Here is a 21,416-nt window from a genome sequence, read left to right as displayed (position 1 = left end):
AAGGAGCAATTTCAAAAACAGCTTCTCATGTTTGATGGATATTGTGACTTGTGACCGAGGAGTTGGCAGGAGAACACCGTTTATTTAGAAATAAGGAGGCACGACTTTTGTCGCATCTCCTTATTTTTTACTTATGTGATTCGTTACCTTCAATGAATCCCTACAAGGCACTTTTGTTGAAAAAAAGGTCATCTTTGAAAAAATTAGTGGAACTGTTTTGTTTTTGATATTATTTAATAGAAAAGATATGCCAAAAATCCGAGAACTGTGGACTACGTTTTTTACGTAAAGGAGGTAAATAAGGGTGAAAGAAAAAGATTGTTTCTACGATAAGCTATATAAACTGTTGCTGCAAGTAGGAAAAAGTAGTTCTTTGTTAGGTGGGATATTATCTATCATAATGTTTGTTTTATTTTTTTATCTATTGTTTCACTTAAAATTTTTCAGTAACGATTTTCTGATTTGCTTAGGTTTAACGTTAGCTATGTTTATATCAAGCTTATTATGTGGGTTAAATTTTTTTTGCACTCATAAAGGACTTAAGAAATAATTTCTCAAAGGATATCGAAAAAGAAAAAATTGTAAGCGGATAGTATTCATTTGAGTACTTGACTTTCCCTTAGTCAGCTTGTATTATACACCTTGGGCACCCTTTTAGAGGGTCAGAAGTTTACAGAAATTTCGGCTCCCTATTCTTATTGAAGAATAGGGAGCTTTGTTTATTTTCTGAGACTTTTCCTGCACATAAATTAAAAAGGAGTTTTTGAACTTATGACAAAATATATTTTTGTGACCGGCGGTGTCGTTTCATCAATCGGAAAAGGGATTGTTGCAGCTTCTTTAGGACGCTTATTGAAAAACCGCGGCTTAAAAGTAACTATCCAAAAATTTGATCCATACATCAACGTGGATCCGGGGACGATGAGCCCATATCAGCACGGAGAAGTATTCGTAACAGATGATGGTGCTGAAACAGATTTGGATCTGGGCCACTACGAACGTTTTATTGACATCAATTTGAACAAATACTCCAACGTGACGACAGGAAAAATCTATTCTGAAGTTTTGCGTAAAGAACGTAAGGGCGAATACTTGGGAGCAACTGTTCAAGTTATTCCTCATATTACAAATGAGATCAAAGAAAAAATCATGCGAGCAGCTAAAATGACTGATTCAGATGTGATCATTACAGAAGTAGGGGGAACAGTAGGTGATATAGAATCTTTGCCATTCCTTGAAGCACTTCGTCAAATGAAAGCAGATGTCGGTACAGATAATGTTATGTATATCCATACAACATTGATTCCTTACTTGAAAGCTGCTGGAGAAATGAAAACTAAACCAACGCAGCACAGTGTAAAAGAGCTACGTGGTTTAGGTATCCAACCGAATATTTTGGTGGTACGTACAGAGCAACCTGTTTCTCAAAGCGTGAAAAATAAATTGGCACAATTTTGTGATGTCGAACCAGAAGCAGTTATCGAGTCGCCAGATGTAGATACACTTTACTCCATCCCATTAGTTTTACAAGCACAAGGAATGGATCAAATTGTTTGCGACCATTTAAAACTAGATACACCAGAAGCAGACATGACAGAATGGAAAGAATTAGAAGAACGTGTCTTGAACTTGAAGAAAAAAGTACGGATTGCGCTTGTCGGTAAATATGTCGAGTTACCAGATGCATATATCTCAGTAGTTGAAGCATTGAAACATTCTGGTTTCGCCTATAATTCAGACATCGAGATCGATTGGATCAAAGCACAAGAATTAACGAGAGAAAATGTAGAAGAACGTTTGAAAGACGCAGATGGAATCTTGGTTCCTGGTGGATTTGGTGATCGCGGAGTAGAAGGGAAAATCGAAGCGATTCGTTATGCTCGCGAAAATGACGTTCCGTTTTTAGGTATTTGTCTTGGTATGCAGATGGCTTGTGTCGAATTTGCACGTAACGTCGTTGGATTAGAAGATGCGTCATCAGCTGAAACGAATCCAGATACAGCAAACAATATTATTGATTTAATGGCTGATCAGGAAAACATCGAGAATTTGGGTGGAACTTTACGCCTTGGATTATACCCATGTAAAATCAAAAAAGGAACGAAGACGGCTGAAGCATATGGTGGAGCCGATGTTGTGCAAGAACGTCACCGTCACCGCTATGAGTTCAACAACAAATATCGTCAATTGTTTGAAGAACAAGGGCTAGTCTTTTCAGGTGTCTCACCAGATAACCGTTTAGTAGAAATCGTAGAGCTGCCAGAGAAAAAATTCTTTGTGGGATGCCAATTCCACCCAGAATTGATTTCTCGTCCAAATCGCCCGCAAAAATTAATCAAAGCATTTGTCGGAGCATCATTAGCAGATCACGAAACAAAATAATTTTTGAACTTGATAGAAAGAGAAAAGTAGCAAGAGAAGGGGATAAGCAATTTTCTTGTCACTTTTCTCTTTTTCTGATTTGTTATTATTTGTAGGAAAAAAGATAGAAAGCAAAAGACTTTTTTCGATTAAAGCGCTATTGGATATTTTATTTTTTGCAAAAAAATTCTTGAAAATTTTCATTTTCATTGATTTTAGTAGAAAACTACCGAAATGTTTGGTAAAATAGGGTCGTTGGTTAAGAATTGTCTTAACAAATTTAGTTTTACAAAACTTAGGAGGAATTTTATTATGCCAGTAGTATCAGGAGCTGAATTTTTAAAAGCTGCTCGTAAAGGCGGTTACGCTGTCGGCGGATTCAACACAAACAACTTGGAATGGACTCAAGCAATCCTTGAAGCGGCTGAAGCAAAACAAGCACCAGTACTTATCCAAACATCAATGGGTGCAGCTAAATACATGGGTGGTTACAAAATCTGTAAAGATTTAATCACCGATTTAGTTGAAGCAATGAACATCACTGTTCCAGTTGCTATCCACTTAGACCATGGTGACTACGAAGCTGCTTTGGAATGTATCGAATTAGGCTATACTTCAGTAATGTTCGATGGTTCACATCTACCATTTGAAGAAAACTTGAAATTAGCTAAAGACGTTGTTGAAAAAGCACATGCAAAAGGTATCTCAGTTGAATGTGAAGTTGGTTCAATCGGCGGAGAAGAAGACGGAATCATCGGTAACGGCGAATTAGCTGATATTGAAGAATGCAAACAAATGGTTGCTACAGGTATCGACTACTTAGCTTGCGGTATCGGTAACATCCATGGTCAATATCCAGAAAACTGGAAAGGATTAGCTTTTGACCACTTACAAGCAATTGCTGATGCTGTAGGTCCAGACATGCCTTTAGTATTACATGGCGGATCAGGTATTCCTCAAGATCAAATCGAAAAAGCTATCTCAATGGGTATCTCAAAAGTAAATGTTAACACTGAATTCCAATTATCATTTGCTGCAGCTACTCGTAAATATATCGAAGCTGGTAAAGATAAAGAAGGTAAAGGATTCGACCCTCGTAAATTATTAGCTCCAGGTAAAGCAGCAATCGTTGAAGATGCTAAATCTCATATCGACTGGTTCGGTTCAGCTAACAAAGCGTAATTCGTTTTAGCTGCATCAATAGCCCTCAAATACTGTTTATTCGGTTGTGAGAAAAAGAACGGGACATTTTTGTCCCGTTCTTTTTATGTTTTTAAATAACATATTTATTTGGTTTTTTTTTAGTAGATGGTATTCGCCTTAGAAAGGCAAAGTTATAATTATCAATAAGAGAGTTATTATTCCAAGGTTATAGAAACCTTTTATAAAAGGAATCTTTGTTAAAAAACATCTGTAGGAAAATCATCAGAAAATTTTGAGGGAAAAATGAAGATTACTTATAGTTTATGAGTTAAAATAAATATTGATAACTGAATTCGTATGAGTAGATAGATACATAATGAAAGAATATTGACAATTACATAACGAAAATACGAAGGCAAGTACATTAAATAGCACAATGTTTTTAATAATAGTCGACATGGATATGATATAATTTAGAAAATTTGTTAGTGGTGGTGAAACAATACGATGCCAGATAAAATATTATTGGTAGACGATGAACAGGAAATTGCTGATTTGATCGAAGTCTACCTGAAAAATGACGGATATGAAGTACAGAAATTTTATCTTGGACAAGAAGCGTTGGACTGCATAGAAAGAGAATCATTTGATTTAGCTGTATTAGATGTGATGCTTCCAGACATTGATGGATTTAAAATCGTCCAAAAAATCAGAGAAAATCATTTTTTTCCTGTGATTATGCTGACAGCAAAAATAGAAGACATAGATAAAATAACTGGTCTGACTTTAGGTGCAGATGATTATATCACAAAGCCTTTCAATCCTTTAGAAGTCGTTGCGCGAATCAAAACACAGTTAAGACGTTTTCAGAAATATAACATTCAAGTTGATTATTCGACAGAAAAATCGATAAAAGAAATTGATGTACACGGACTAATCATTAACCAAACGCTACATACGTGTACACTTTATGGGGAAACAATCTCTCTAACACCCTTGGAGTTTGCTATCCTATGGTATTTGGCCGAACGAAAGGGCGAGGTCGTTCCAGCAGAACAGCTGTTTGAAGCCGTTTGGGGAGAAAAATTTCTCGACAACAATAATACAGTCATGGCACATATCGGACGCTTGCGTGAAAAACTCAAAGAACCAACACGCAAACCAAAATTTATAAAAACTGTTTGGGGAGTGGGCTATAAAGTTGAATAAAACAGGTGATGCCAAAAATTCTTCACGTTTAAAAAAACGCTTGCTGAAACGATTAGCTACACAATTAAGTATTTTTACTGTAGCAACAATCAGTGCTTTTATGATGTTTTTTTTTGTTAGTCGCTTTTTATTCGGGCTCTATACGTGGGAATGGTCGGATAGATTCTATCAATTTGCGAAAAACCTAGAAAGAAATTATATTTTTGTCGTTTTGATTGCGTTACTAGCTGGAGGATTGGTTATTTTACTTAGAACATGGTCAAGAAGTATGGCACAGTTGGATGAAGTACTTGAAGCTTCAAGGAAACTTTATCAAAATCAAATAGAACCTCTCAAACTTTCTGAAGATCTACAGGAGTTTGAATGGGAATTGAATCAAATTCGTCAGGAAGTAGTTTTGAGTCAGCATCAAGCCAAAGAAGCGGAGCAACGAAAAAACGACTTAATCGTTTATTTAGCTCATGACTTGAAGACGCCTTTGACTTCAGTGATAGGCTATCTTACACTGTTACGAGATGAACAGGAAATTTCTTCTGAACTAAGAAAACATTATCTATCAATTTCCTTAGATAAGGCAGAAAGACTAGAAGAACTGATCAACGAGTTCTTTGAAATTGCTCGGTTCAATTTATCAAATATCGAATTGATGCCGACAAAAGTCCATCTGAAGATGATGTTAGAACAGCTAAGTTATGAATTTTTGCCTCTTTTGTCTTCCAAGCAGCTGACTCTAGAAAGTGAGTTAGAAGCTGATCTTTCGATTCGTTTTGATGTCGATAAAATGCAGCGCGTTTTTGATAATCTCTTACAAAACGCAATCAACTACAGCTATGAAGGAGCAGTGATCAAACTCTCGGCAAAAACAGATCAAGACAAGAAACGGGTTAAGATTATTTTCTCTAATCAAGGTCCAACTATTCCACCTGAAAAACTATCTAGGATTTTTGAACAATTTTTCCGATTAGACACCGCACGACAAACAAATCGAGGAGGAGCTGGACTGGGATTAGCAATTGCCAAACAAATCATTGAACTTCATGCTGGCCAATTGACTGCACAAAGTAAAGATGAAGAGACAAGCTTCACAATTGATTTGCCGCTTTCGTAGGAAAATCGTAAGAGATTCTTGTTAAATAACAGAAAATTGTCTTTGTTTTACTTGGTAAACTTACTAAGAAAAGCAAAGATTTTTTAGTTGGAGGACAAGAATAATGAAAAGATCGTATAAGACAGTAGCTGTAATCCTATTAATCGTCTTATTAGCAAGTATAGGTCTATTTTTTAGAAAGACACCACAAAAAATCCAAGTATGTGGAGAAGAACGAGATTCATGGAATCTACTACTAGTCAATGCAAAACATAAAATACCTCAAGGATACACAGTGGAGTTACAAAAGCTATCCAACGATCAAGCAGTAGACAAGCGTATATATCCTGACTTACAGCTGATGCTTGATGCAGCAAGAGCAGAAGGAATCTATCCGAAAATCGTTTCAAGTTTTCGAACGACAGAAGATCAAGAAAAAATCATGGAAGATAAAATTGCCGCCTTTCAAGAAAAAGGCTATTCCAATCAAAAAGCAAAAGAAGAAGCAGCAAAATGGGTAGCTGCACCAGGCACAAGTGAACATGAATTAGGATTAGCAGTAGATATCAACGCTGAGTCAAGTATTTCTACAGACAAAGAAGTGTATGAATGGTTAGCAGATAACGCGTATCAATATGGTTTTATCTTACGCTATCCATCAAACAAAGTGCATATTACGGGTGTTGGTTACGAACCATGGCATTATCGATACGTTGGTAAAAAAGCAGCAAAAAAAATAACCGAGGCAGGGATAACATTGGAAGAATATTTAGGGAAAACAGAATAAGTACCTCGCTTTGAAAAGATCTTGGATCCATCTGCTTCAGTCGGGGATCTTTTTTTTTACTTAAACGGCAGACCATGCTCGTTTCTTTTTTTTATCTATGATAAAATACAAGCATATCCATGAAAAAAGATTAATAAACAAGGTGGAAACAGATGAAAAAAATCGTAATCAAAGGAAACCGACCTTTAGCTGGTGAAGTAACGATCAGCGGTGCAAAAAATAGTGCAGTCGCATTGATTCCAGCTGCAATCTTAGCTGATTCCCCAGTGATCTTGGAAGGTGTGCCGGACATACAAGATGTTCATTCATTAATTGAAATTTTAGAGATCATGGGCGCAACTGTCCATTTTTCCAACAACATACTAGAAATCGATCCTCGAGAAATCGTATCGATTCCGATGCCGCACGGAAAAATCAATAGTTTGCGTGCTTCTTATTATTTTATGGGAACACTGCTTGGTAAATTTGGCGAAGCGGTAGTAGGCCTGCCAGGTGGCTGTTATTTAGGCCCTAGACCGATTGATCTACACGTCAAAGGATTTGAAGCTCTAGGTGCTGAAGTGACAAATGAACATGGTGCCATGTATTTACGGACAGAAAATAAAGGATTGCGTGGCAATCGGATTTTCATGGACGTGGTTTCAGTCGGAGCAACGATCAATGTGATGTTAGCTGCTGTAAAAGCAAAAGGACAGACAGTAATTGAAAACGCTGCACGAGAACCGGAAATCATAGATGTGGCAACTTTACTGAATAATATGGGGGCAAAAGTTCGAGGAGCGGGTACAGATGTGATCCGTATCGAAGGAGTCGAAACATTACATGGCTGTCGGCATTTCATGATTCCTGACCGCATCGAAGCAGGAACCTATCTAGCATTAGCAGCTGCAGTAGGAAATGGTATCAAAGTGAAAAATGTGATCTTTGAACATTTGGAAAGCTTTATAGCAAAATTGCAGGAAATTGGTGTCCATATGAAAATCAGCGAAGATGAAATCGAAGTTTACCCCTCGAAAGAATTAAAACCCGCAAACATCATGACCTATCCTTATCCAGGATTTGCCACAGATCTGCAGCAGCCACTTACTGCGTTACTATTGATGACTACAGGCACTTCAGAAATCATCGATACGATCTATGCGAAACGTGTGAATCATGTGCCGGAACTAGCACGAATGGGCGCTGATATTACCGTGGAAGGAAATATGATCATCGTGAATGGTCCAAATAAACTTCACGGCACAGAAGTCGTGGCTTCTGATCTTCGGGCAGGTGCTTGTTTAGTGATTGCTGGACTATTGGCAGAAGGGACAACGACGATTTACAATGTAGATTATATCTTACGCGGTTATGATCATATTATCGAGAAACTAACAGCCTTAGGGGCATCAATTGAAATGATAGAGGAAGTGGGAGCTGAATGAGCGATTATTTGACAATGGCAGAACTAGAGAACAAAACGTTAAAAGAAGTTTATAGTTATGCCAAAGAATTTAAAATTCCTTATTACAGTAAGATGAACAAAAAGGAATTATCTCTAGCTGTGATTCGTGCACAAGCAGAGAAACAAGGATTTTATTATATGGAAGGAATATTGGATATCGTTGGTCAAGATGGTTACGGTTTTTTACGGCCAATCAATTATGGACCAAGTGCAGAAGATATCTATATTTCTGCCTCACAAATCAGACGATTCAGTTTGAGAAATGGGGACAAAGTGGCAGGAAAAGCCCGTCCACCTAAAGAATCGGAACGTTATTATGGTTTGATGCACGTGGAAAGCGTTAATGGAAAAGATCCGGAAGAAGCAAAAGAACGTCCGCATTTTCCAGCCTTAACACCTCTTTATCCGCAAAGACAGCTTCAACTGGAAACAACACCGCAAAGACTATCTACCCGAATGATCGATATCTTTTCTCCAATCGGTTTTGGTCAGCGTGGATTGATCGTCGCACCGCCAAAAGCAGGGAAAACTTCTGTATTAAAAGAAATCGCGAATGGCATCACAGAAAACTATCCGGAAGTAGAATTGATCGTTCTACTGATTGATGAACGACCGGAAGAAGTAACTGACTTAGAACGAAGCGTGAAAGGCGACGTGGTATCTTCAACATTTGATCTGCAGCCGCAAAACCATACTCGAGTTTCTGAATTAGTATTGGAGCGTGCTATGCGTTTAGTCGAAGATAAACGAGATGTCGTTATCTTGATGGATAGCATTACTAGACTTGCTCGAGCTTATAACTTAGTTGTTCCACCAAGCGGACGTACATTGAGTGGCGGGATTGACCCAGCCGCATTGTATAAACCTAAGAAATTTTTCGGGGCAGCAAGAAACATCGAAGAAGGTGGCAGTTTGACGATTTTAGCGACCGCTTTAGTCGATACAGGAAGCCGTATGGATGACGTGATCTATGAAGAATTCAAGGGAACTGGAAATCTAGAATTACAACTTTCACGCGAGTTATCCGAGCGTCGGATCTTCCCAGCCATCGATATCAAAAAATCAGGTACCCGAAAAGAAGAATTATTGATGCCAAGTGAAGAATTAGAAGAAATTTGGAAACTTCGAAAAAATATGACTGGAGATTCATTAGAATATACGGAACAACTGATCCGCTTTTTGCGTAAAACAAAAAACAATCAGCAATTTTTCAAAGAATTTCAAGATGTCTCCTTTGGTAAAAAAAATCCGACCAGAAATCTGAAAAGATAATTGCAACCTTGACTGAAACATGTTAAGATGTTAATGTTGTAAATCGACAAATCAACTCTGGTTCAGCAAATGGAGCAGGGCAAAGGAGCGAAAAAATCATGAAAGAAAACATCCATCCAGATTACCACCCAGTAGTATTCATGGATTCAACAACTGGTTTCAAATTCTTGTCAGGTTCAACAAAAACTTCACAAGAAACAGTTGAATGGGAAGACGGTAATACATACCCAGTCATCCGTGTCGAAGTAACTTCTGACTCACATCCATTCTACACTGGACGTCAAAAATTCACACAAGCAGACGGACGTGTGGACCGTTTCAACAAAAAATACGGTCTCAAAGACGCAAACGCTGCGGAATAAGAAAAACGTTGATTTATCAGCTTTTAGAGAGTATCCTTGTCGGAGGATATTCTCTTTTTTTGTCCTTGACCATCCTTTTGACCATCCCTTCCTCTTCCTCGTATAACTTGTTCATATAATCGGCGAAACGATCCGCCGTTTCTTCTTTTTTCTGTTCGCTGACATGGGTGTAAATATCCATAGTAGTTCGAACGTCCGTATGACCCAAACGTACTTGTACTTCTTTGATGGAAGCACCAGATTCAAATAACAAGCTACAATGGGTGTGACGAAAGCCATGAACCGTAATGTAGTTTAACTTATTTTCTTGCAATATTTTTTTCAAGTTATGATTTAGAAAATCAAGATAATAGGGTTGATTTTCTTCCGTTGCAAAAAGTAATTGTTCCTCATTGCCATCAGTTTGCCTTCCTGTTTTTAAAAAGAAAGATTTTTGTTTGAGAATCCATTGACGAAGAATTCGTAACGTTTCAGTATCAATCGAAATGGTTCGCAAACTTTTTTCAGTTTTTGGGGTTTGGAAATCTAATTTCCAATCTTCAACAGTTGTTAATGTTTGTTTAACTGAAAGTGTACCTCGTTTGAAATCAATATCTTTCCATCTTAAAGCTAATAATTCACCTTTTCGTAAACCTGTAAAAGCTAAGATATGAAACATTGGGTATAACGGATCAGGATATTTTTTAGTTATTTGTAAAAAGTGTAATAGCTCTTCTTTAGAGTAGAAGGGAGCAACATATTTTTCCTCATCAATTGATTTTTGTCTTTTTGGTCGAATAACACTTTCCATTGGATTTCTACGAATCAATCGTAAACTTATTGCATATTGGAAAATGGAAGTGGTCATTCCAATCAAATTGGAGAACTTTTTATAATAAGAAAACCAATGATTGACTTGTTTTTGACAATACGGAATGGAGATTTTAGAAATTCTCAATTGACCAAATAAGGGAAGAATATGATTTTTTAGTGCGACTCTTTGGACAACATAGGTGCTTGGTTTCACAGTATTTTTATATTGTTCAAACCATTCTAACGCTATTTCAGAAAACAAACGATTGGATTCAACAACAAGATCATCCTCTTGAGCAAGTAATTGTAATCTCGCAGCTTCTTGTTTTGCAGCTTTTTGTGTTTTAAATCCTCGTTTAGTGGTTGTCTTTTTCTTTCCAGTAAGTGGGTCTACACCCAAATACACTTTAACCAAGTATGCAGTTGAACCATTCTTTTTGGTATATTTTTTTATCATGAGAATTCTCCTTTGAATGATTCGCCAGTATATCAAAGGGAAATCGTTTTCCTCCTTCCATACTGGTATCATAGGCGGATTGGCAAAAATCGTCAAACTTAAACTTTTAACTGATCTAAAAAATCCTTTATATCCTCACGATCAAAACGAGCTTCTTTTCCAAATGGAATAGTTCTTAATCCCGAAGCAATCCATTGATTTAAGCGATCATCTCCAATACGCAATCCTTTTTTTACTTGTTTACGATTGGGGTAAGGAGGCAGTTCATTGACAGATGAAAACATTGTAGATTTTTCTTTGATTCGTTGCAGTACTTGATTGGCTAAACAGTCTAAAAATTCTTCGTCCGTTTCTAAAGGAATATCAATTTTCATTTTGTCACCTCATTTTAAAGAAAATATTTATCTAACAAATTTTCCAACATAATTAGACGGTTTAGGAAAACCCACAGAAATTTCATCTCTTCTCATACTTGGAGAGCTACCCAATGCGGTGAGGCGTTCAAGGTAGGTGTATCATTATCCCAATTTATAAGTTATTGCACTTTCAATTTCCTATGTTGAAATTTGCATTTCAAATAAACTCGCTCCTTCAAAATGAAATCATGGCGTATTCGAATACATAGCTCGTTATAAATCGAACGTATCTAATTATGATATGTAGTTTTCAAAGAACATAGGGCTTGTTAGCCTATGAAAATCAATTAACAAGTCTATTGATTAATTTGGATAGAATAACAAACAATAAGGGAACGTGGAAGGTTGTCAACGCTCCCTAAAAACCAATTTATTCTCTAACTTCAAAATCTAAAATCATCTTCAACAATCTACTTTCCAATCGACCACGTAAAACTTCATCAACAACCATATGTGTGTTTCCATATTCATCGTTCATTAACCGAAGTGACAATTTAGAAAAATAAGGACGATAGTGTTCTCTGATCTGATTAACTGCTTCAATATCCCCATCAATTGCTTGTTTAATCAATTCATAAGGAATAATAGGGTAAGATTTAGTTGCCATATCTCCTCGCCTCCAAATAGTCTCTGATTAAGGATAAACCTTGGTTACGCTGACGATTGACTGTTGAACGCTTTAAACTTAAAACCATAGCAATTTCTGAATCATTTAGACCAACAAAGTAATATAACAATATAATTGTTCTCTTTTTATCAGACAAATTTTCGATAGCTCCAACCAACAACTCGTTTTCAATCTCAATAGATAAGCCTAGAATTCTAAAAATGTAGTTATCTACGGAATATGAATCAATTGTTGCCATTTGACTTATTATGTAGTTCCCAACATCAGAAAATGAAACTTCTTTGTCACTTAAACTTTTAAGTTGCTTATAGTATTTCTTTTTTTCATTTATTAAAACGAGTCTACACATATAATCAAATTTCTTTTCTACAGATAATTGAAAATCAGAGTGTGTCATATGATCACCCCCTTTCGCACTAAATACAGTTTCAAAAGGGAGAAAATGCTCATTTTTTGAAAAATTTTTGATATGAAAACAAAAAAATGCAAATTGACAGAAATAGTTTCTCTGCAATTCGCATTTATAATTCCTTTAATAGGATTTGACAAGTCACTTTTTAGAGCATTTTGATTTACTAAAATAGAATTGATTTTTTTAATAACGATAAATTTTTATTTTCTTCAGTCCAAGAGTAGTTCATTTTAACATCTCCAAAACTGAACACTAAGTAGTTCAACAAAAAAACGACGATTTCAAACCGTCGTTTAAATTTGTGCATAAAAATTGAACCACTAAATGACAGTTTTTTTTAATCATTCAGCAGTTAAATGTTATTTAATAATAGGACATATTAAAGGTAACTCCGCATTATATAAGACCTGTCCCTCGAAATAAAGGAACAGTATAATGTAAGTGGGTGATATATAATGTTTGATGAGAATGAAAAATTTGATTTTCGACCAATTGGTCTCGCTATAAAAGAAGCGCGTGTGAACCAAGGTTTGACTCGTGAACAAGTAGGATCAATCATCAAGATTGCCCCTAGATATTTGACAAACATAGAGAATCAAGGTCAACAGCCAAGTTTGCATGTTCTTTATCAGCTAGTGACACTATTAGATGTTTCTCTGGACAGTTTTTTTCTGGAACAAACGAATAACAACATCAAAAGTTCTAGCAGAAGACAAATTGAGAAACAACTAGATCATTTAAACGAGGATGAACTAGTGATTATTCAAAATGTAATTAAAGCTATATTCAAGTAATTAACTTTACCTTAGCACTAAAACTGTAGTAGAAAGTTTGTAGGTAAAACAAACAGAGTTGAAGTTACTTTTTTGTGACTTCAACTCTGTTTTTCAATGAGCATTAAGCATTACTTGTAGTTTTTCTAGTGTAGATTTTACTTTCAACTATTTTTGTTACAGTCTTCGATTTATCCAATCTATACAGGTTGAAAACCAATTCGCAACTTCTGGAAGGACATAGTCATTTGTGAACATTTTTGCAGTGGACTTTGTGGCTAATGCAAGGCCATGTTGACCATTTTCAAAAATATGACACTCAAAAGGAATATTGTTTTTAGTCAAATTTTCACAGTATTTCAAAGTATTTAATACTGGAACGGTAGTATCACTAGCTGTATGCCAAATAAAAGTATCTGGTGTTTCTGCATTTATAAAGTTCGAGGCATCATAGACTGAGGGATCCTCCAAAGTGAAATTAAAATGAGCTAAATTTTCAGGCCATCCATATTCAAAACCAATGACTGGATAGCAAAGAATAGTTCCTTTAGGCTTGTAATTGATTTCTTTTTGTTCAAACTTCTTCCATACAGTAGAGTACGAGGCTGCAAGATGTCCTCCAGCTGAACAACCTAATAAAAATATTTGAGAGCTATCTACATTCCATTCTTTTTTATTTTCATTAATAAGTTCAAATGTTTTTGCAACTTGTAAAATAGTTGAATGTAAAAAGTTTCCTTCTATACTGTTAGACATTGTGGTGTAATTTAAAACTACCGCATGGAAACCTTGAGATAAAAATGCTAGTGCAATAGGCTCTGATTCCCTAGTGGAAAGAAAGCTGTAACCACCACCGGGACAAATTATTACGATGGGTAGTGGAGTTTTATTTATTTCTACATTATTTCTTAAATATACTTCTATATTAGCTGAGTATACTAAGTCTTTTGATTCAATAGATAGACTAAAATTTTGCAATTAAATCTCCTCTTTCTTTTTATTTTCATATCCGAACAGTTTAATTAAAATTGCTGTACCAAATACGGCAATAGCAAAAGCCCCAAGGTATACATACATATTAAAATCAATGCCCGCAGGATTGATAGAACTTAATAGTCCAAATATGCCACCAGCAACACCAAAGGAAACAGCTTTCGTTATTCCAACTAAGGCACCTGCTATTCCCCCACCTATGCAAGAGAAAACTAATACTTTTCTAAATTTCAAAGTAATACCATACAACGTTGGTTCAGTTACTCCGAAAAGAGCAGATATAGTTGCAGCTGTTGAAATTTCTCGTAATTTTTGATCTTTTGTAGTAATAAGAACACCTAAAGCAGCACCAATTTGACATAAAATTGAAACACCTAGCATTGCCATTAGAGGATCACTTCCATTGGCCATTAAACTGTTAATTACAAATGGAATTAAACCCCAGTGTAAACCAAAAACAACAAGTAGTTGCCAGAAAGCACCGATTAATAATCCGGTAATCGTAGGGCTTAGATTATAAATCCACAAAATCGCTTGAGCGATAGCTGAACCAACATAAGTTACTAAAGGACCTACAGCAAGGAAGGTGATAATTCCAACACTAACTATGGTCAATAAAGGAACGATGATCAGTTGGATTGCTATAGGTAAATGCTTGGATAAGAAACGTTCAACTTTACTGCATAACCATGCAGCTACAATAATAGGAAATACGGAGGAAGCATAATTCATTAAGATAATTGGGATTCCCAAAAATTCTAAATTATTTGTTTCCAACAAACTAACAATTCCTGGATAAACTAATGCTCCACCTATAATTGCAGGAATGTATGGATTGGTATTAAATTTTTTTCCAGCAGAAAAACCTAAAATGATAGGGAAAAAATAAAATAAACTATCTGCTAAAGCATTTAGTAACACATAAGCCCCTGATTCTGCAGAAATAAAGTTAAAAGTGGTCACAATTGAAAGTAATCCTTTAAGGATCCCAGCAGCTCCCAATAAACCAATGATAGGAGTGATTGTGCCAGTTAAAGTTTGGAGTAATTTCATAAATGGATTTAGTGTAACATTATTTTTAGGACTTATTTGTTCCGAAGAATTACCTAGTAATTTTTGGACTTCTTTAAATACAGCTTCTACCCGGGGACCAATTACTACTTGATATTGTCCACCACTCTTAATAACATCAATCACACCATCTAATTGCTTAATCGTCTGTGTTTTAGCAATCGTTTCATCAGCTAAATAGAAACGCAGACGTGTTACACAATGGATTACCTCATTGACATTTTTTCTACCACCAATATTTTCTAGTATTGTGCTTGCTAATTTTTCATTATTCATAGGATAATTCTCCTTTAATTTGTAATTCTGAAGTAATATAATTACCTAATTTTTCGCCACCTTGTTGAGAAAAATGAAGATGATCCCCACAATCAAACTGCGGATTAAGTAATGTATGATCATTTCTATCTGCCAAAAAATTGGCAATATCAATAGAATATGGTTGGCTTCGTATCCATTCATTCACTGCTAAACGAATGTTTTCTTTTTCTTGGCTCCAAGCAGGTTTATTCTGATTAGAGGAGTTTGCAAAAGGAGGGAGAGTTAATACTATTAAACAAGCATTATTAGCAGCTGCTTCATTATAAAGTGCTCGATAACCTGCAATCATTTCTTTTGCAGTAGGCAACTCTGAAAGAAAACACCCTGTACCTGGATGAAATAAGTCATTTATTCCAATAAGACTGACAATTATATTGGGTCGATAATTCAATACGTGACTTCTAAAACGATTGATTCCTGCCTCACCAAAACTATCTCGCCATTCAGATTTAGCGGTCCCAGGTAATAGTAGTCGATTGCCAGAGATACCTGCATTAAAACCTGAGATATAATCAGCTGTGTCGTACAAATTTTGCAAAATTTGATCGCTAAAATGTGCTTGATTGGTTAGTGAATCTCCAAAAAAACCAATTGTTTTAGTTTTATGAGTCGTGTCAATAATTACTGAAGTGAAAGCATAAATGAATGTGTATTCATTTTGAATATTCGAATCAATTATTTTATTTGATTGTAAATTGGCAGAAGTAGCTAATAAATTTAGTTCATTTTCAACTTCTATTCTGAAAAATAATTCTGCTTTTAAAGGGATATCAATGGCTAATTTATCTGTCCAAATTTTATGATTTGCTCGAATTATAAAACTTTTTTGCTTATTAAAAGTCAAACTATAAAATGTCTTGAAATCAGCAGATAAACTAAAATGAATCATTTTTACTTTCAAAGGAATAGCATCAAATTGATTGGAAAGTTCTACACGGATACCTTTGCCTGATAAATTTTGTTTAATACTTAACTTCTGGACACGATTGTTGGGCTGAAAGTTCATATTATGATAATTAGAGAGTGTTTGGTTCCAAGTAACTCTTTCCATTGTTTTTCCTCGTTTCTTAGTAAATAGTTTCGTTCGTTTTTTTACAGTCTCACTAACTGGAATTTACAAGTTAGTGAGACTAATCAAGTTAAATTTCGTCTGTTGCTTTCATCTGATCATTATAGCCAATCAACCATGTTAAGATAAATGAAAGGAAAAATGTTCCTAAATGTGTGATTAGATAATTATAGAAATTTCCATCAATTCCTGTATCAGGATTAATAAAGGAAGCAAAACCAATCAATGCCCCAGCAAAACCGTAGTTCACTAGTTGTAAAGCTCCAGCTAGAGCACCACCAATAAAATTAGCCAGAGTAACAAGATAAAAAACACGTTTATACTTTAGTAAGATTCCATAAATAGCTGGTTCACCTACTCCACATAACTGAGAGATGGTCGCTGCAATTCCTAACTGTCTGAGTTTTTCTTTTTTTGTTTTTAGAGAAACAGCTAAGGCTGCCCCAGCAATCCCCATCATTAGAACAGAAGAAAAAGCATTCATCATACTAAATCCATTAACTGTTAAATCATTAACAATGATAGGAATAAGTGGCCAATGCATGCCGAAAACCACTAATATCGGAAACAATGCTGCATAGATTGCTCCACCAATAATCGCATTAAAATCAAAAATTGCTGCAATTCCATTAGCTAAAGCATCACTGAGTAATGTAATTGCAGGTCCAACAAATAACAAAATAACAACACTTAAAATAACTATTTCAATAATTGGCAAGATGATAGATTGAATAACAGTAGGAATAGTTCGCTTCAAAAGAATTTCAAGATGCTTTCCTAACCAAGCAGCTACTAAAATAGGAAAAACAGACGAAATATAATTCATAATTGGAAAAGCAATCCCAGCAATGGTCATGGTGGGCATTTCCCCGGAAGCAATTCCTACAATTGTCGGGTGAATCAGAATGCCTCCTATGACTGCAATAACAATAGGATTTGAGCCTAATTTTTGAGCAGAAGTAAAACCTAAGATGACTGGTAGAAAATAAAAGATACCATCAGCTATCGTATTTACCAATATATAGCCTTGAGAATCACCTGATAATACCCCGAAACTGACAGATGCAGCTAATAAACCTTTCAGAATACCTGATCCAGCAAGTATGCCAATAATTGGAATCATCGACCCAGTAATTACACCAATGAGTTCATTAAAACCATTTTTAATTTTTGTAGAGAGTGGTTGATTCTTTAATGTTTGAGAGGTATTTTGATTTTTCAGTTCCGATTTAGTTGGCTCTAGTTCAGACATTAAACTTTCATACATCTCATTTACTTTATTACCAACCACCACCTGATATTGACCTTGTGCTTGAATAACACTCATCACTCCATCCATTTTTTTTATAGCATTTGTGTCTGCTTTGGAAGGATCAATTAAATAGAATCTTAGTCGAGTGACACAATGAATAACTTTGTCAATATTTGATTTTCCGCCAACTTTAGTAATTAATTTTTTTGAAAAAACTTGATTATCCATACATTTTCTCCTTTGTTTAGATTGGAAACATCATTGATAAAAATAGGATTGCATAAAAGTTACTTTTCATCTTCTAAAAGCATTTTGTCATTGTATCCGAAAATCCAAGTTAGAACAAAACCTATAATAAATGTAATAAGATGCGTAATTAAATAATTGTAGAAATTACTATCAATACCATCTGTCGGATTAATAAATGAAGCGAAGCCAATAGCACCACCTGCAAATCCATAACTAATTAAATTGAATACGCCAGCAAAAGCACCACCAACAAAATTTGCGATAGTTGCTGTATAGAATACACGTTTATATTTTAGTAAGATGCCATATAAGGCTGGTTCACTCACTCCACATAATTGAGAAATCGTGGAAGCGAAGCCTAGTTGTTTGAGTCGAGTATTTTTCGTTTTAAAAGCCACTGCTAGAGAAGCTCCTGCAATACCCATAAATAAAACAGAAGTAAAAGCAATAATAATACTTGCTCCGTTGGTTGCAATATCGTTAACTGCAAATACCACTAAAGGCCAATGCATTCCGAATACAACAAGTATAGGAAATAGGGCACAATAAACTGCTGCTCCAATAACGATATTGAATGCAAACATAGCTGATACACTGAACGCTAGTCCATCACTGATTAGTGTAATAATTGGTCCAACAATTAAGATAACCAAAAAACTTAGTACGAGAATTTCTAAAATGGGTGAAATGATTGAACTGATGACACTTGGAATAACTTTCTTCAAAAGTCTTTCGACATAACGAGCGACCCATGCAGCTACAATAATCGGAAAGACAGAAGAGACATAATTCATAACAGGGAAATTGATTCCTAATAATTCAATATATGCAGACTCTCCAGAAGCAATCCCAACAATTGTCGGATGAATTAATATACCACCAACTACTGTAAGAACAATGGGATTCACTTTCATCTTTTGTGCGGCAGTATAGCCTAATATGACTGGTAAGAAGTAAAAGATGCCATCCGCAATAGTATTTATTAAAATATAAAGTTGGGAAGTATTAGACATTAGATTAAAACTTACAAGTGCTGCTAATAAACCTTTAGCAATACCTGAACCTGCAAGTATCCCAATAATTGGAATCATAGTTCCAGTAATGACACCAATGACTTCGTTAACTCCATATTTTAATGTATCAAAAACTGTTTTATTCGCTATTTTTTTTTCAGAAGGTTTCTCCTCATCATCTCTTACATTGAGTTGAGTAGTCACTGCTTCATACATTTCAGTGACTTTATTTCCAACAACCACTTGATACTGACCTTGTGCTTGAATAACACTCATCACGCCATTCATTTTTTTTATTTTTTCAGTATCCGCTATTGCTGGATTGTTTAGATAGAATCTAAGGCGAGTAATGCAGTGAATAACATTATTGATATTCTCCTCACCACCAACATTTTTAATTAATTCTGTGGCAAATTGTTCATAACTCATACTTTTCTCCTCTCTGTTGCATTGATAAATATCTATAAAACGTTTACAGAATATGGGAACAAAATTATTTATGAATAGTTATCAACTACTTTCTATCATATATTAACCGGTTACAAAGAATATAAAGTTGTTTAAACAAATTGTCAAGTATTTGTTTAAACAATTTTTAGGTTTTTGGTCTTATAAATTTAATAAATATGTTTAAACTATAATTGAAAGAATGATATACTAATGGATATTAAGGAGATGAAGCGATGGTTAAAGTAAAATTTGAATCGATATATAACGAATTGAGAAAAGAAATTTTAGAAGGAATTTATAACGATACAATGCTTCTTCCAACTGAGATGTCTTTAGTAGAAAGATTTGCTAGTAGTAGAAATACAATTCGACGTGCTATTCAACAGTTAAATGATGAGGGATTTGTCTATAGTGTTAAAGGTAGAGGTGTAGTTATTTTAGAACATGCAAAAGTTGACCAGATGTTTTTTAGAATGGGGAACTTTCAAGGCTTGAAGGCGTTACGTTCAGAAGATAAAGTTCATACCGAAACTATTGTAAATAAATTTGAAGAAATTACAGTAAGTGAAAAACTAGCAAATGAAATTTCTTTTTTATATGGAGAACGTGCATATTATATTGAACGTATTCGTAAAATTAATGGTAAAGCTATGATGTATGATTGTAGCTACTTTAAAAAAAATATTGTCCAAAAGTTAAATCCGATAATTGCACAAGGATCCATTTATGAGTATATCGACAATAATATGGACTTTAGAATAGCAGCATCTAAAACAATTATGAAAGTGGAAACAGCAACTAAGAAAGATTTATCATTACTAGATTTAGGTGGAAACAACTGTGTAGGTGAAATGGAAAATATTGTTTATACAGATATGGGAAAATTATTTGAGCACACTCGAATTAGGTATATTCCTCATGAATATGCATTAGTTACATTTAGCCAACGAAGAAAGGAAGGGACTAACATTGAAACGAGTTCAACTCCTATTACCTGAGTGGAAGAATAAAGTATTGACTTTAAGTTATGATGATGGACAAATTTTTGATAGAAAAATAGTAGAAATTTTTAATAAATATGGAATTAAAGGAACATTTAATCTATCTGCAGGTAAAATTACTGATACTGAAAATGGAAAATATATTGGCAAAAATGAAGTGAAAAATTTGTATCATGGTCATGAAGTTGCCTGTCATACATTGAATCATACAACCTTACCATTCTTAATGAATGAGCAAATTGTTCAAGAAATTTTTGAAAATCGATATATTTTAGAACAGTTGGTTGGTTATCCAGTTAGAGGATTTGCTTATCCAATGGGTGTTTTTGATGAGCGTGTAAAAGAAATTTTATCTTCTTGTGGAATCAAATATGCTAGAACAACAAGAACAACTGCTAGATTTGATTTTCCAGCAGATTATTATGAATGGGCAAGTACCTGTCACCATAATGATGAGTTAATCGAAAAAGGTAAGGAATTTATTAACAGAGATAGAGGTACAAGTATAAACTTGTTTTATATATGGGGACATAGTTACGAATTTGAACAAAATAATAATTGGGATATTATTGAAAATTTTTGTCGATTAATTTATGAAAATCAAGATATTTGGTGTGCTACAAATATCCAACTAGTTGATTACTTCTCTGCATTTCAACAATTACAAAGTTCAGTCGATGGTCATCAGATTTTCAATCCGACTGCTACAGATATCTATTTAATTGATATTGAAACAAATAAAAAGTTATTGGCGAAAAAGGGAGAAATGGTGATTCTGAATTAAATTGAATGAAAAATAACTCTTTAAAATCTTTTTACAAATAAAACGGTTATCTATTTTTATCTATTGTGTTCTT

The 21,416-nt window shown here is 34.8% G+C and carries 22 protein-coding genes; 12 read left to right on the top strand and 10 right to left on the bottom strand.

Features of this window, described 5'->3' with window-relative positions; genetic code table 11:
- Positions 1–304 precede the first annotated feature (304 nt).
- Entirely contained in the window at positions 305–550 is a 246-nt protein-coding gene (locus IGL31_RS09910; protein ID WP_002326505.1) for a hypothetical protein, read from the top strand.
- A 221-nt stretch (positions 551–771) separates the two neighbouring features.
- Positions 772–2,382, top strand: a complete 1,611-nt coding sequence (locus IGL31_RS09905) for a CTP synthase (protein ID WP_002325444.1) — start codon at positions 772–774, stop codon at positions 2,380–2,382.
- On the opposite strand, the gene IGL31_RS09900 is transcribed toward IGL31_RS09905, so the two are convergent.
- Entirely contained in the window at positions 2,359–2,571 is a 213-nt protein-coding gene (locus IGL31_RS09900; protein WP_086300226.1) for a hypothetical protein, read from the bottom strand. The genes IGL31_RS09905 and IGL31_RS09900 overlap by 24 nt on opposite strands.
- A gap of 102 nt (positions 2,572–2,673) precedes the next feature.
- Between IGL31_RS09900 and IGL31_RS09895 the strand changes: the two genes are divergently transcribed.
- The 7 genes from IGL31_RS09895 to IGL31_RS09865 all read left to right on the top strand — a co-directional run bounded on the left by IGL31_RS09895 (position 2,674) and on the right by IGL31_RS09865 (position 9,665).
- Positions 2,674–3,543 carry a class II fructose-bisphosphate aldolase gene (locus IGL31_RS09895; RefSeq protein ID WP_002294057.1) on the top strand — a complete coding sequence of 290 codons (870 nt, stop codon included), beginning with the start codon at positions 2,674–2,676 and terminating at the stop codon, positions 3,541–3,543.
- 468 nt (positions 3,544–4,011) lie between these two features.
- Positions 4,012–4,713, top strand: coding sequence for a VanR-ABDEGLN family response regulator transcription factor (gene vanR, locus IGL31_RS09890; protein ID WP_086300225.1), 702 nt, complete (start codon positions 4,012–4,014; stop codon positions 4,711–4,713).
- Positions 4,706–5,821 (top strand): sensor histidine kinase, encoded by a 1,116-nt coding sequence (locus tag IGL31_RS09885; RefSeq protein ID WP_002299677.1) that lies wholly within the window; start codon positions 4,706–4,708, stop codon positions 5,819–5,821. The genes vanR and IGL31_RS09885 overlap by 8 nt, the downstream gene beginning before the upstream one ends.
- A 103-nt stretch (positions 5,822–5,924) precedes the next feature.
- The gene (gene ddcY, locus IGL31_RS09880) at positions 5,925–6,587 is read left to right on the top strand and encodes a D-alanyl-D-alanine carboxypeptidase DdcY (protein WP_002301484.1); all 663 of its coding nucleotides are present in this window, start codon (positions 5,925–5,927) and stop codon (positions 6,585–6,587) included.
- Positions 6,588–6,739: 152 nt separating this feature from the next.
- Positions 6,740–8,011: a UDP-N-acetylglucosamine 1-carboxyvinyltransferase gene (locus IGL31_RS09875; protein WP_002299679.1), complete on the top strand. Its 1,272-nt coding sequence runs from the start codon at positions 6,740–6,742 to the stop codon at positions 8,009–8,011.
- Positions 8,008–9,303, top strand: a complete 1,296-nt coding sequence (rho, locus tag IGL31_RS09870; protein WP_002290332.1) for a transcription termination factor Rho — start codon at positions 8,008–8,010, stop codon at positions 9,301–9,303. The genes IGL31_RS09875 and rho overlap by 4 nt, the downstream gene beginning before the upstream one ends.
- A gap of 98 nt (positions 9,304–9,401) precedes the next feature.
- Positions 9,402–9,665, top strand: a complete 264-nt coding sequence (locus IGL31_RS09865) for a type B 50S ribosomal protein L31 (protein ID WP_002290330.1) — start codon at positions 9,402–9,404, stop codon at positions 9,663–9,665.
- 16 nt (positions 9,666–9,681) lie between these two features.
- On the opposite strand, the gene IGL31_RS09860 is transcribed toward IGL31_RS09865, so the two are convergent.
- The 4 genes from IGL31_RS09860 to IGL31_RS09845 all read right to left on the bottom strand — a co-directional run bounded on the left by IGL31_RS09860 (position 9,682) and on the right by IGL31_RS09845 (position 12,355).
- Complete coding sequence (locus tag IGL31_RS09860) at positions 9,682–10,914, bottom strand: tyrosine-type recombinase/integrase (RefSeq protein WP_086300224.1); 1,233 nt, start codon at positions 10,912–10,914, stop codon at positions 9,682–9,684.
- A gap of 98 nt (positions 10,915–11,012) precedes the next feature.
- Entirely contained in the window at positions 11,013–11,288 is a 276-nt protein-coding gene (locus tag IGL31_RS09855; RefSeq protein WP_086300223.1) for a DNA-binding protein, read from the bottom strand.
- Positions 11,289–11,700: 412 nt separating this feature from the next.
- Positions 11,701–11,937, bottom strand: coding sequence for a helix-turn-helix domain-containing protein (locus IGL31_RS09850; RefSeq protein WP_086300222.1), 237 nt, complete (start codon positions 11,935–11,937; stop codon positions 11,701–11,703).
- Positions 11,927–12,355 (bottom strand): sigma factor-like helix-turn-helix DNA-binding protein, encoded by a 429-nt coding sequence (locus IGL31_RS09845; RefSeq protein ID WP_086300221.1) that lies wholly within the window; start codon positions 12,353–12,355, stop codon positions 11,927–11,929. The genes IGL31_RS09850 and IGL31_RS09845 overlap by 11 nt, the downstream gene beginning before the upstream one ends.
- A 470-nt stretch (positions 12,356–12,825) precedes the next feature.
- Here IGL31_RS09845 and IGL31_RS09840 point away from each other — a divergent pair, with 470 nt between their 5' ends.
- A complete protein-coding gene (locus IGL31_RS09840; RefSeq protein ID WP_086300220.1) occupies positions 12,826–13,164 on the top strand; it encodes a helix-turn-helix domain-containing protein in 339 nt (112 codons plus the stop codon).
- A 156-nt stretch (positions 13,165–13,320) separates the two neighbouring features.
- Here the strand turns inward: IGL31_RS09840 and IGL31_RS09835 are convergent, their stop codons facing one another.
- The 5 genes from IGL31_RS09835 to IGL31_RS09815 form a co-directional block, all read right to left on the bottom strand.
- The gene (locus tag IGL31_RS09835) at positions 13,321–14,121 is read right to left on the bottom strand and encodes an alpha/beta hydrolase (RefSeq protein ID WP_256927195.1); all 801 of its coding nucleotides are present in this window, start codon (positions 14,119–14,121) and stop codon (positions 13,321–13,323) included.
- The gene (locus IGL31_RS09830) at positions 14,122–15,483 is read right to left on the bottom strand and encodes a PTS transporter subunit EIIC (protein WP_086300236.1); all 1,362 of its coding nucleotides are present in this window, start codon (positions 15,481–15,483) and stop codon (positions 14,122–14,124) included.
- Entirely contained in the window at positions 15,476–16,576 is a 1,101-nt protein-coding gene (locus tag IGL31_RS09825; RefSeq protein ID WP_086300219.1) for a GDSL-type esterase/lipase family protein, read from the bottom strand. Before IGL31_RS09825 ends, IGL31_RS09830 begins: the two co-directional genes overlap by 8 nt.
- 88 nt (positions 16,577–16,664) lie before the next feature.
- The gene (locus IGL31_RS09820; protein ID WP_086300218.1) at positions 16,665–18,074 is read right to left on the bottom strand and encodes a PTS transporter subunit EIIC; all 1,410 of its coding nucleotides are present in this window, start codon (positions 18,072–18,074) and stop codon (positions 16,665–16,667) included.
- A gap of 59 nt (positions 18,075–18,133) precedes the next feature.
- Positions 18,134–19,537, bottom strand: a complete 1,404-nt coding sequence (locus IGL31_RS09815) for a PTS transporter subunit EIIC (protein WP_086300217.1) — start codon at positions 19,535–19,537, stop codon at positions 18,134–18,136.
- Between the two features lie 254 nt (positions 19,538–19,791).
- Here IGL31_RS09815 and IGL31_RS09810 point away from each other — a divergent pair, with 254 nt between their 5' ends.
- Both IGL31_RS09810 and IGL31_RS09805 read left to right on the top strand, forming a co-directional pair.
- Positions 19,792–20,556 (top strand): GntR family transcriptional regulator, encoded by a 765-nt coding sequence (locus IGL31_RS09810; protein WP_086300216.1) that lies wholly within the window; start codon positions 19,792–19,794, stop codon positions 20,554–20,556.
- Positions 20,528–21,343 (top strand): polysaccharide deacetylase family protein, encoded by an 816-nt coding sequence (locus IGL31_RS09805; RefSeq protein ID WP_086300215.1) that lies wholly within the window; start codon positions 20,528–20,530, stop codon positions 21,341–21,343. Before IGL31_RS09810 ends, IGL31_RS09805 begins: the two co-directional genes overlap by 29 nt.
- The last annotated feature ends 73 nt before the right edge of the window (positions 21,344–21,416 follow it).

The organism is Enterococcus sp. MSG3290, assembly GCF_050555565.1.
GTDB lineage: Bacteria > Bacillota > Bacilli > Lactobacillales > Enterococcaceae > Enterococcus_B > Enterococcus_B faecium.
This window is presented reverse-complemented; position numbering and strand designations above follow the sequence as displayed.

Bases quoted from the DNA above. Each gene is read 5' to 3' on its own strand.
- IGL31_RS09905 (WP_002325444.1), top strand. From the start codon at position 772: ATGACAAAATATATTTTTGTGACCGGCGGTGTCGTTTCATCAATCGGA.
- IGL31_RS09900 (WP_086300226.1), bottom strand. From the start codon at position 2,571: ATGAAAATGAAAATTTTCAAGAATTTTTTTGCAAAAAATAAAATATCC.
- IGL31_RS09895 (WP_002294057.1), top strand. From the start codon at position 2,674: ATGCCAGTAGTATCAGGAGCTGAATTTTTAAAAGCTGCTCGTAAAGGC.
- vanR (WP_086300225.1), top strand. From the start codon at position 4,012: ATGCCAGATAAAATATTATTGGTAGACGATGAACAGGAAATTGCTGAT.
- ddcY (WP_002301484.1), top strand. From the start codon at position 5,925: ATGAAAAGATCGTATAAGACAGTAGCTGTAATCCTATTAATCGTCTTA.
- IGL31_RS09875 (WP_002299679.1), top strand. From the start codon at position 6,740: ATGAAAAAAATCGTAATCAAAGGAAACCGACCTTTAGCTGGTGAAGTA.
- rho (WP_002290332.1), top strand. From the start codon at position 8,008: ATGAGCGATTATTTGACAATGGCAGAACTAGAGAACAAAACGTTAAAA.
- IGL31_RS09865 (WP_002290330.1), top strand. From the start codon at position 9,402: ATGAAAGAAAACATCCATCCAGATTACCACCCAGTAGTATTCATGGAT.
- IGL31_RS09860 (WP_086300224.1), bottom strand. From the start codon at position 10,914: ATGATAAAAAAATATACCAAAAAGAATGGTTCAACTGCATACTTGGTT.
- IGL31_RS09855 (WP_086300223.1), bottom strand. From the start codon at position 11,288: ATGAAAATTGATATTCCTTTAGAAACGGACGAAGAATTTTTAGACTGT.
- IGL31_RS09850 (WP_086300222.1), bottom strand. From the start codon at position 11,937: ATGGCAACTAAATCTTACCCTATTATTCCTTATGAATTGATTAAACAA.
- IGL31_RS09845 (WP_086300221.1), bottom strand. From the start codon at position 12,355: ATGACACACTCTGATTTTCAATTATCTGTAGAAAAGAAATTTGATTAT.
- IGL31_RS09840 (WP_086300220.1), top strand. From the start codon at position 12,826: ATGTTTGATGAGAATGAAAAATTTGATTTTCGACCAATTGGTCTCGCT.
- IGL31_RS09830 (WP_086300236.1), bottom strand. From the start codon at position 15,483: ATGAATAATGAAAAATTAGCAAGCACAATACTAGAAAATATTGGTGGT.
- IGL31_RS09825 (WP_086300219.1), bottom strand. From the start codon at position 16,576: ATGGAAAGAGTTACTTGGAACCAAACACTCTCTAATTATCATAATATG.
- IGL31_RS09820 (WP_086300218.1), bottom strand. From the start codon at position 18,074: ATGGATAATCAAGTTTTTTCAAAAAAATTAATTACTAAAGTTGGCGGA.
- IGL31_RS09815 (WP_086300217.1), bottom strand. From the start codon at position 19,537: ATGAGTTATGAACAATTTGCCACAGAATTAATTAAAAATGTTGGTGGT.
- IGL31_RS09810 (WP_086300216.1), top strand. From the start codon at position 19,792: ATGGTTAAAGTAAAATTTGAATCGATATATAACGAATTGAGAAAAGAA.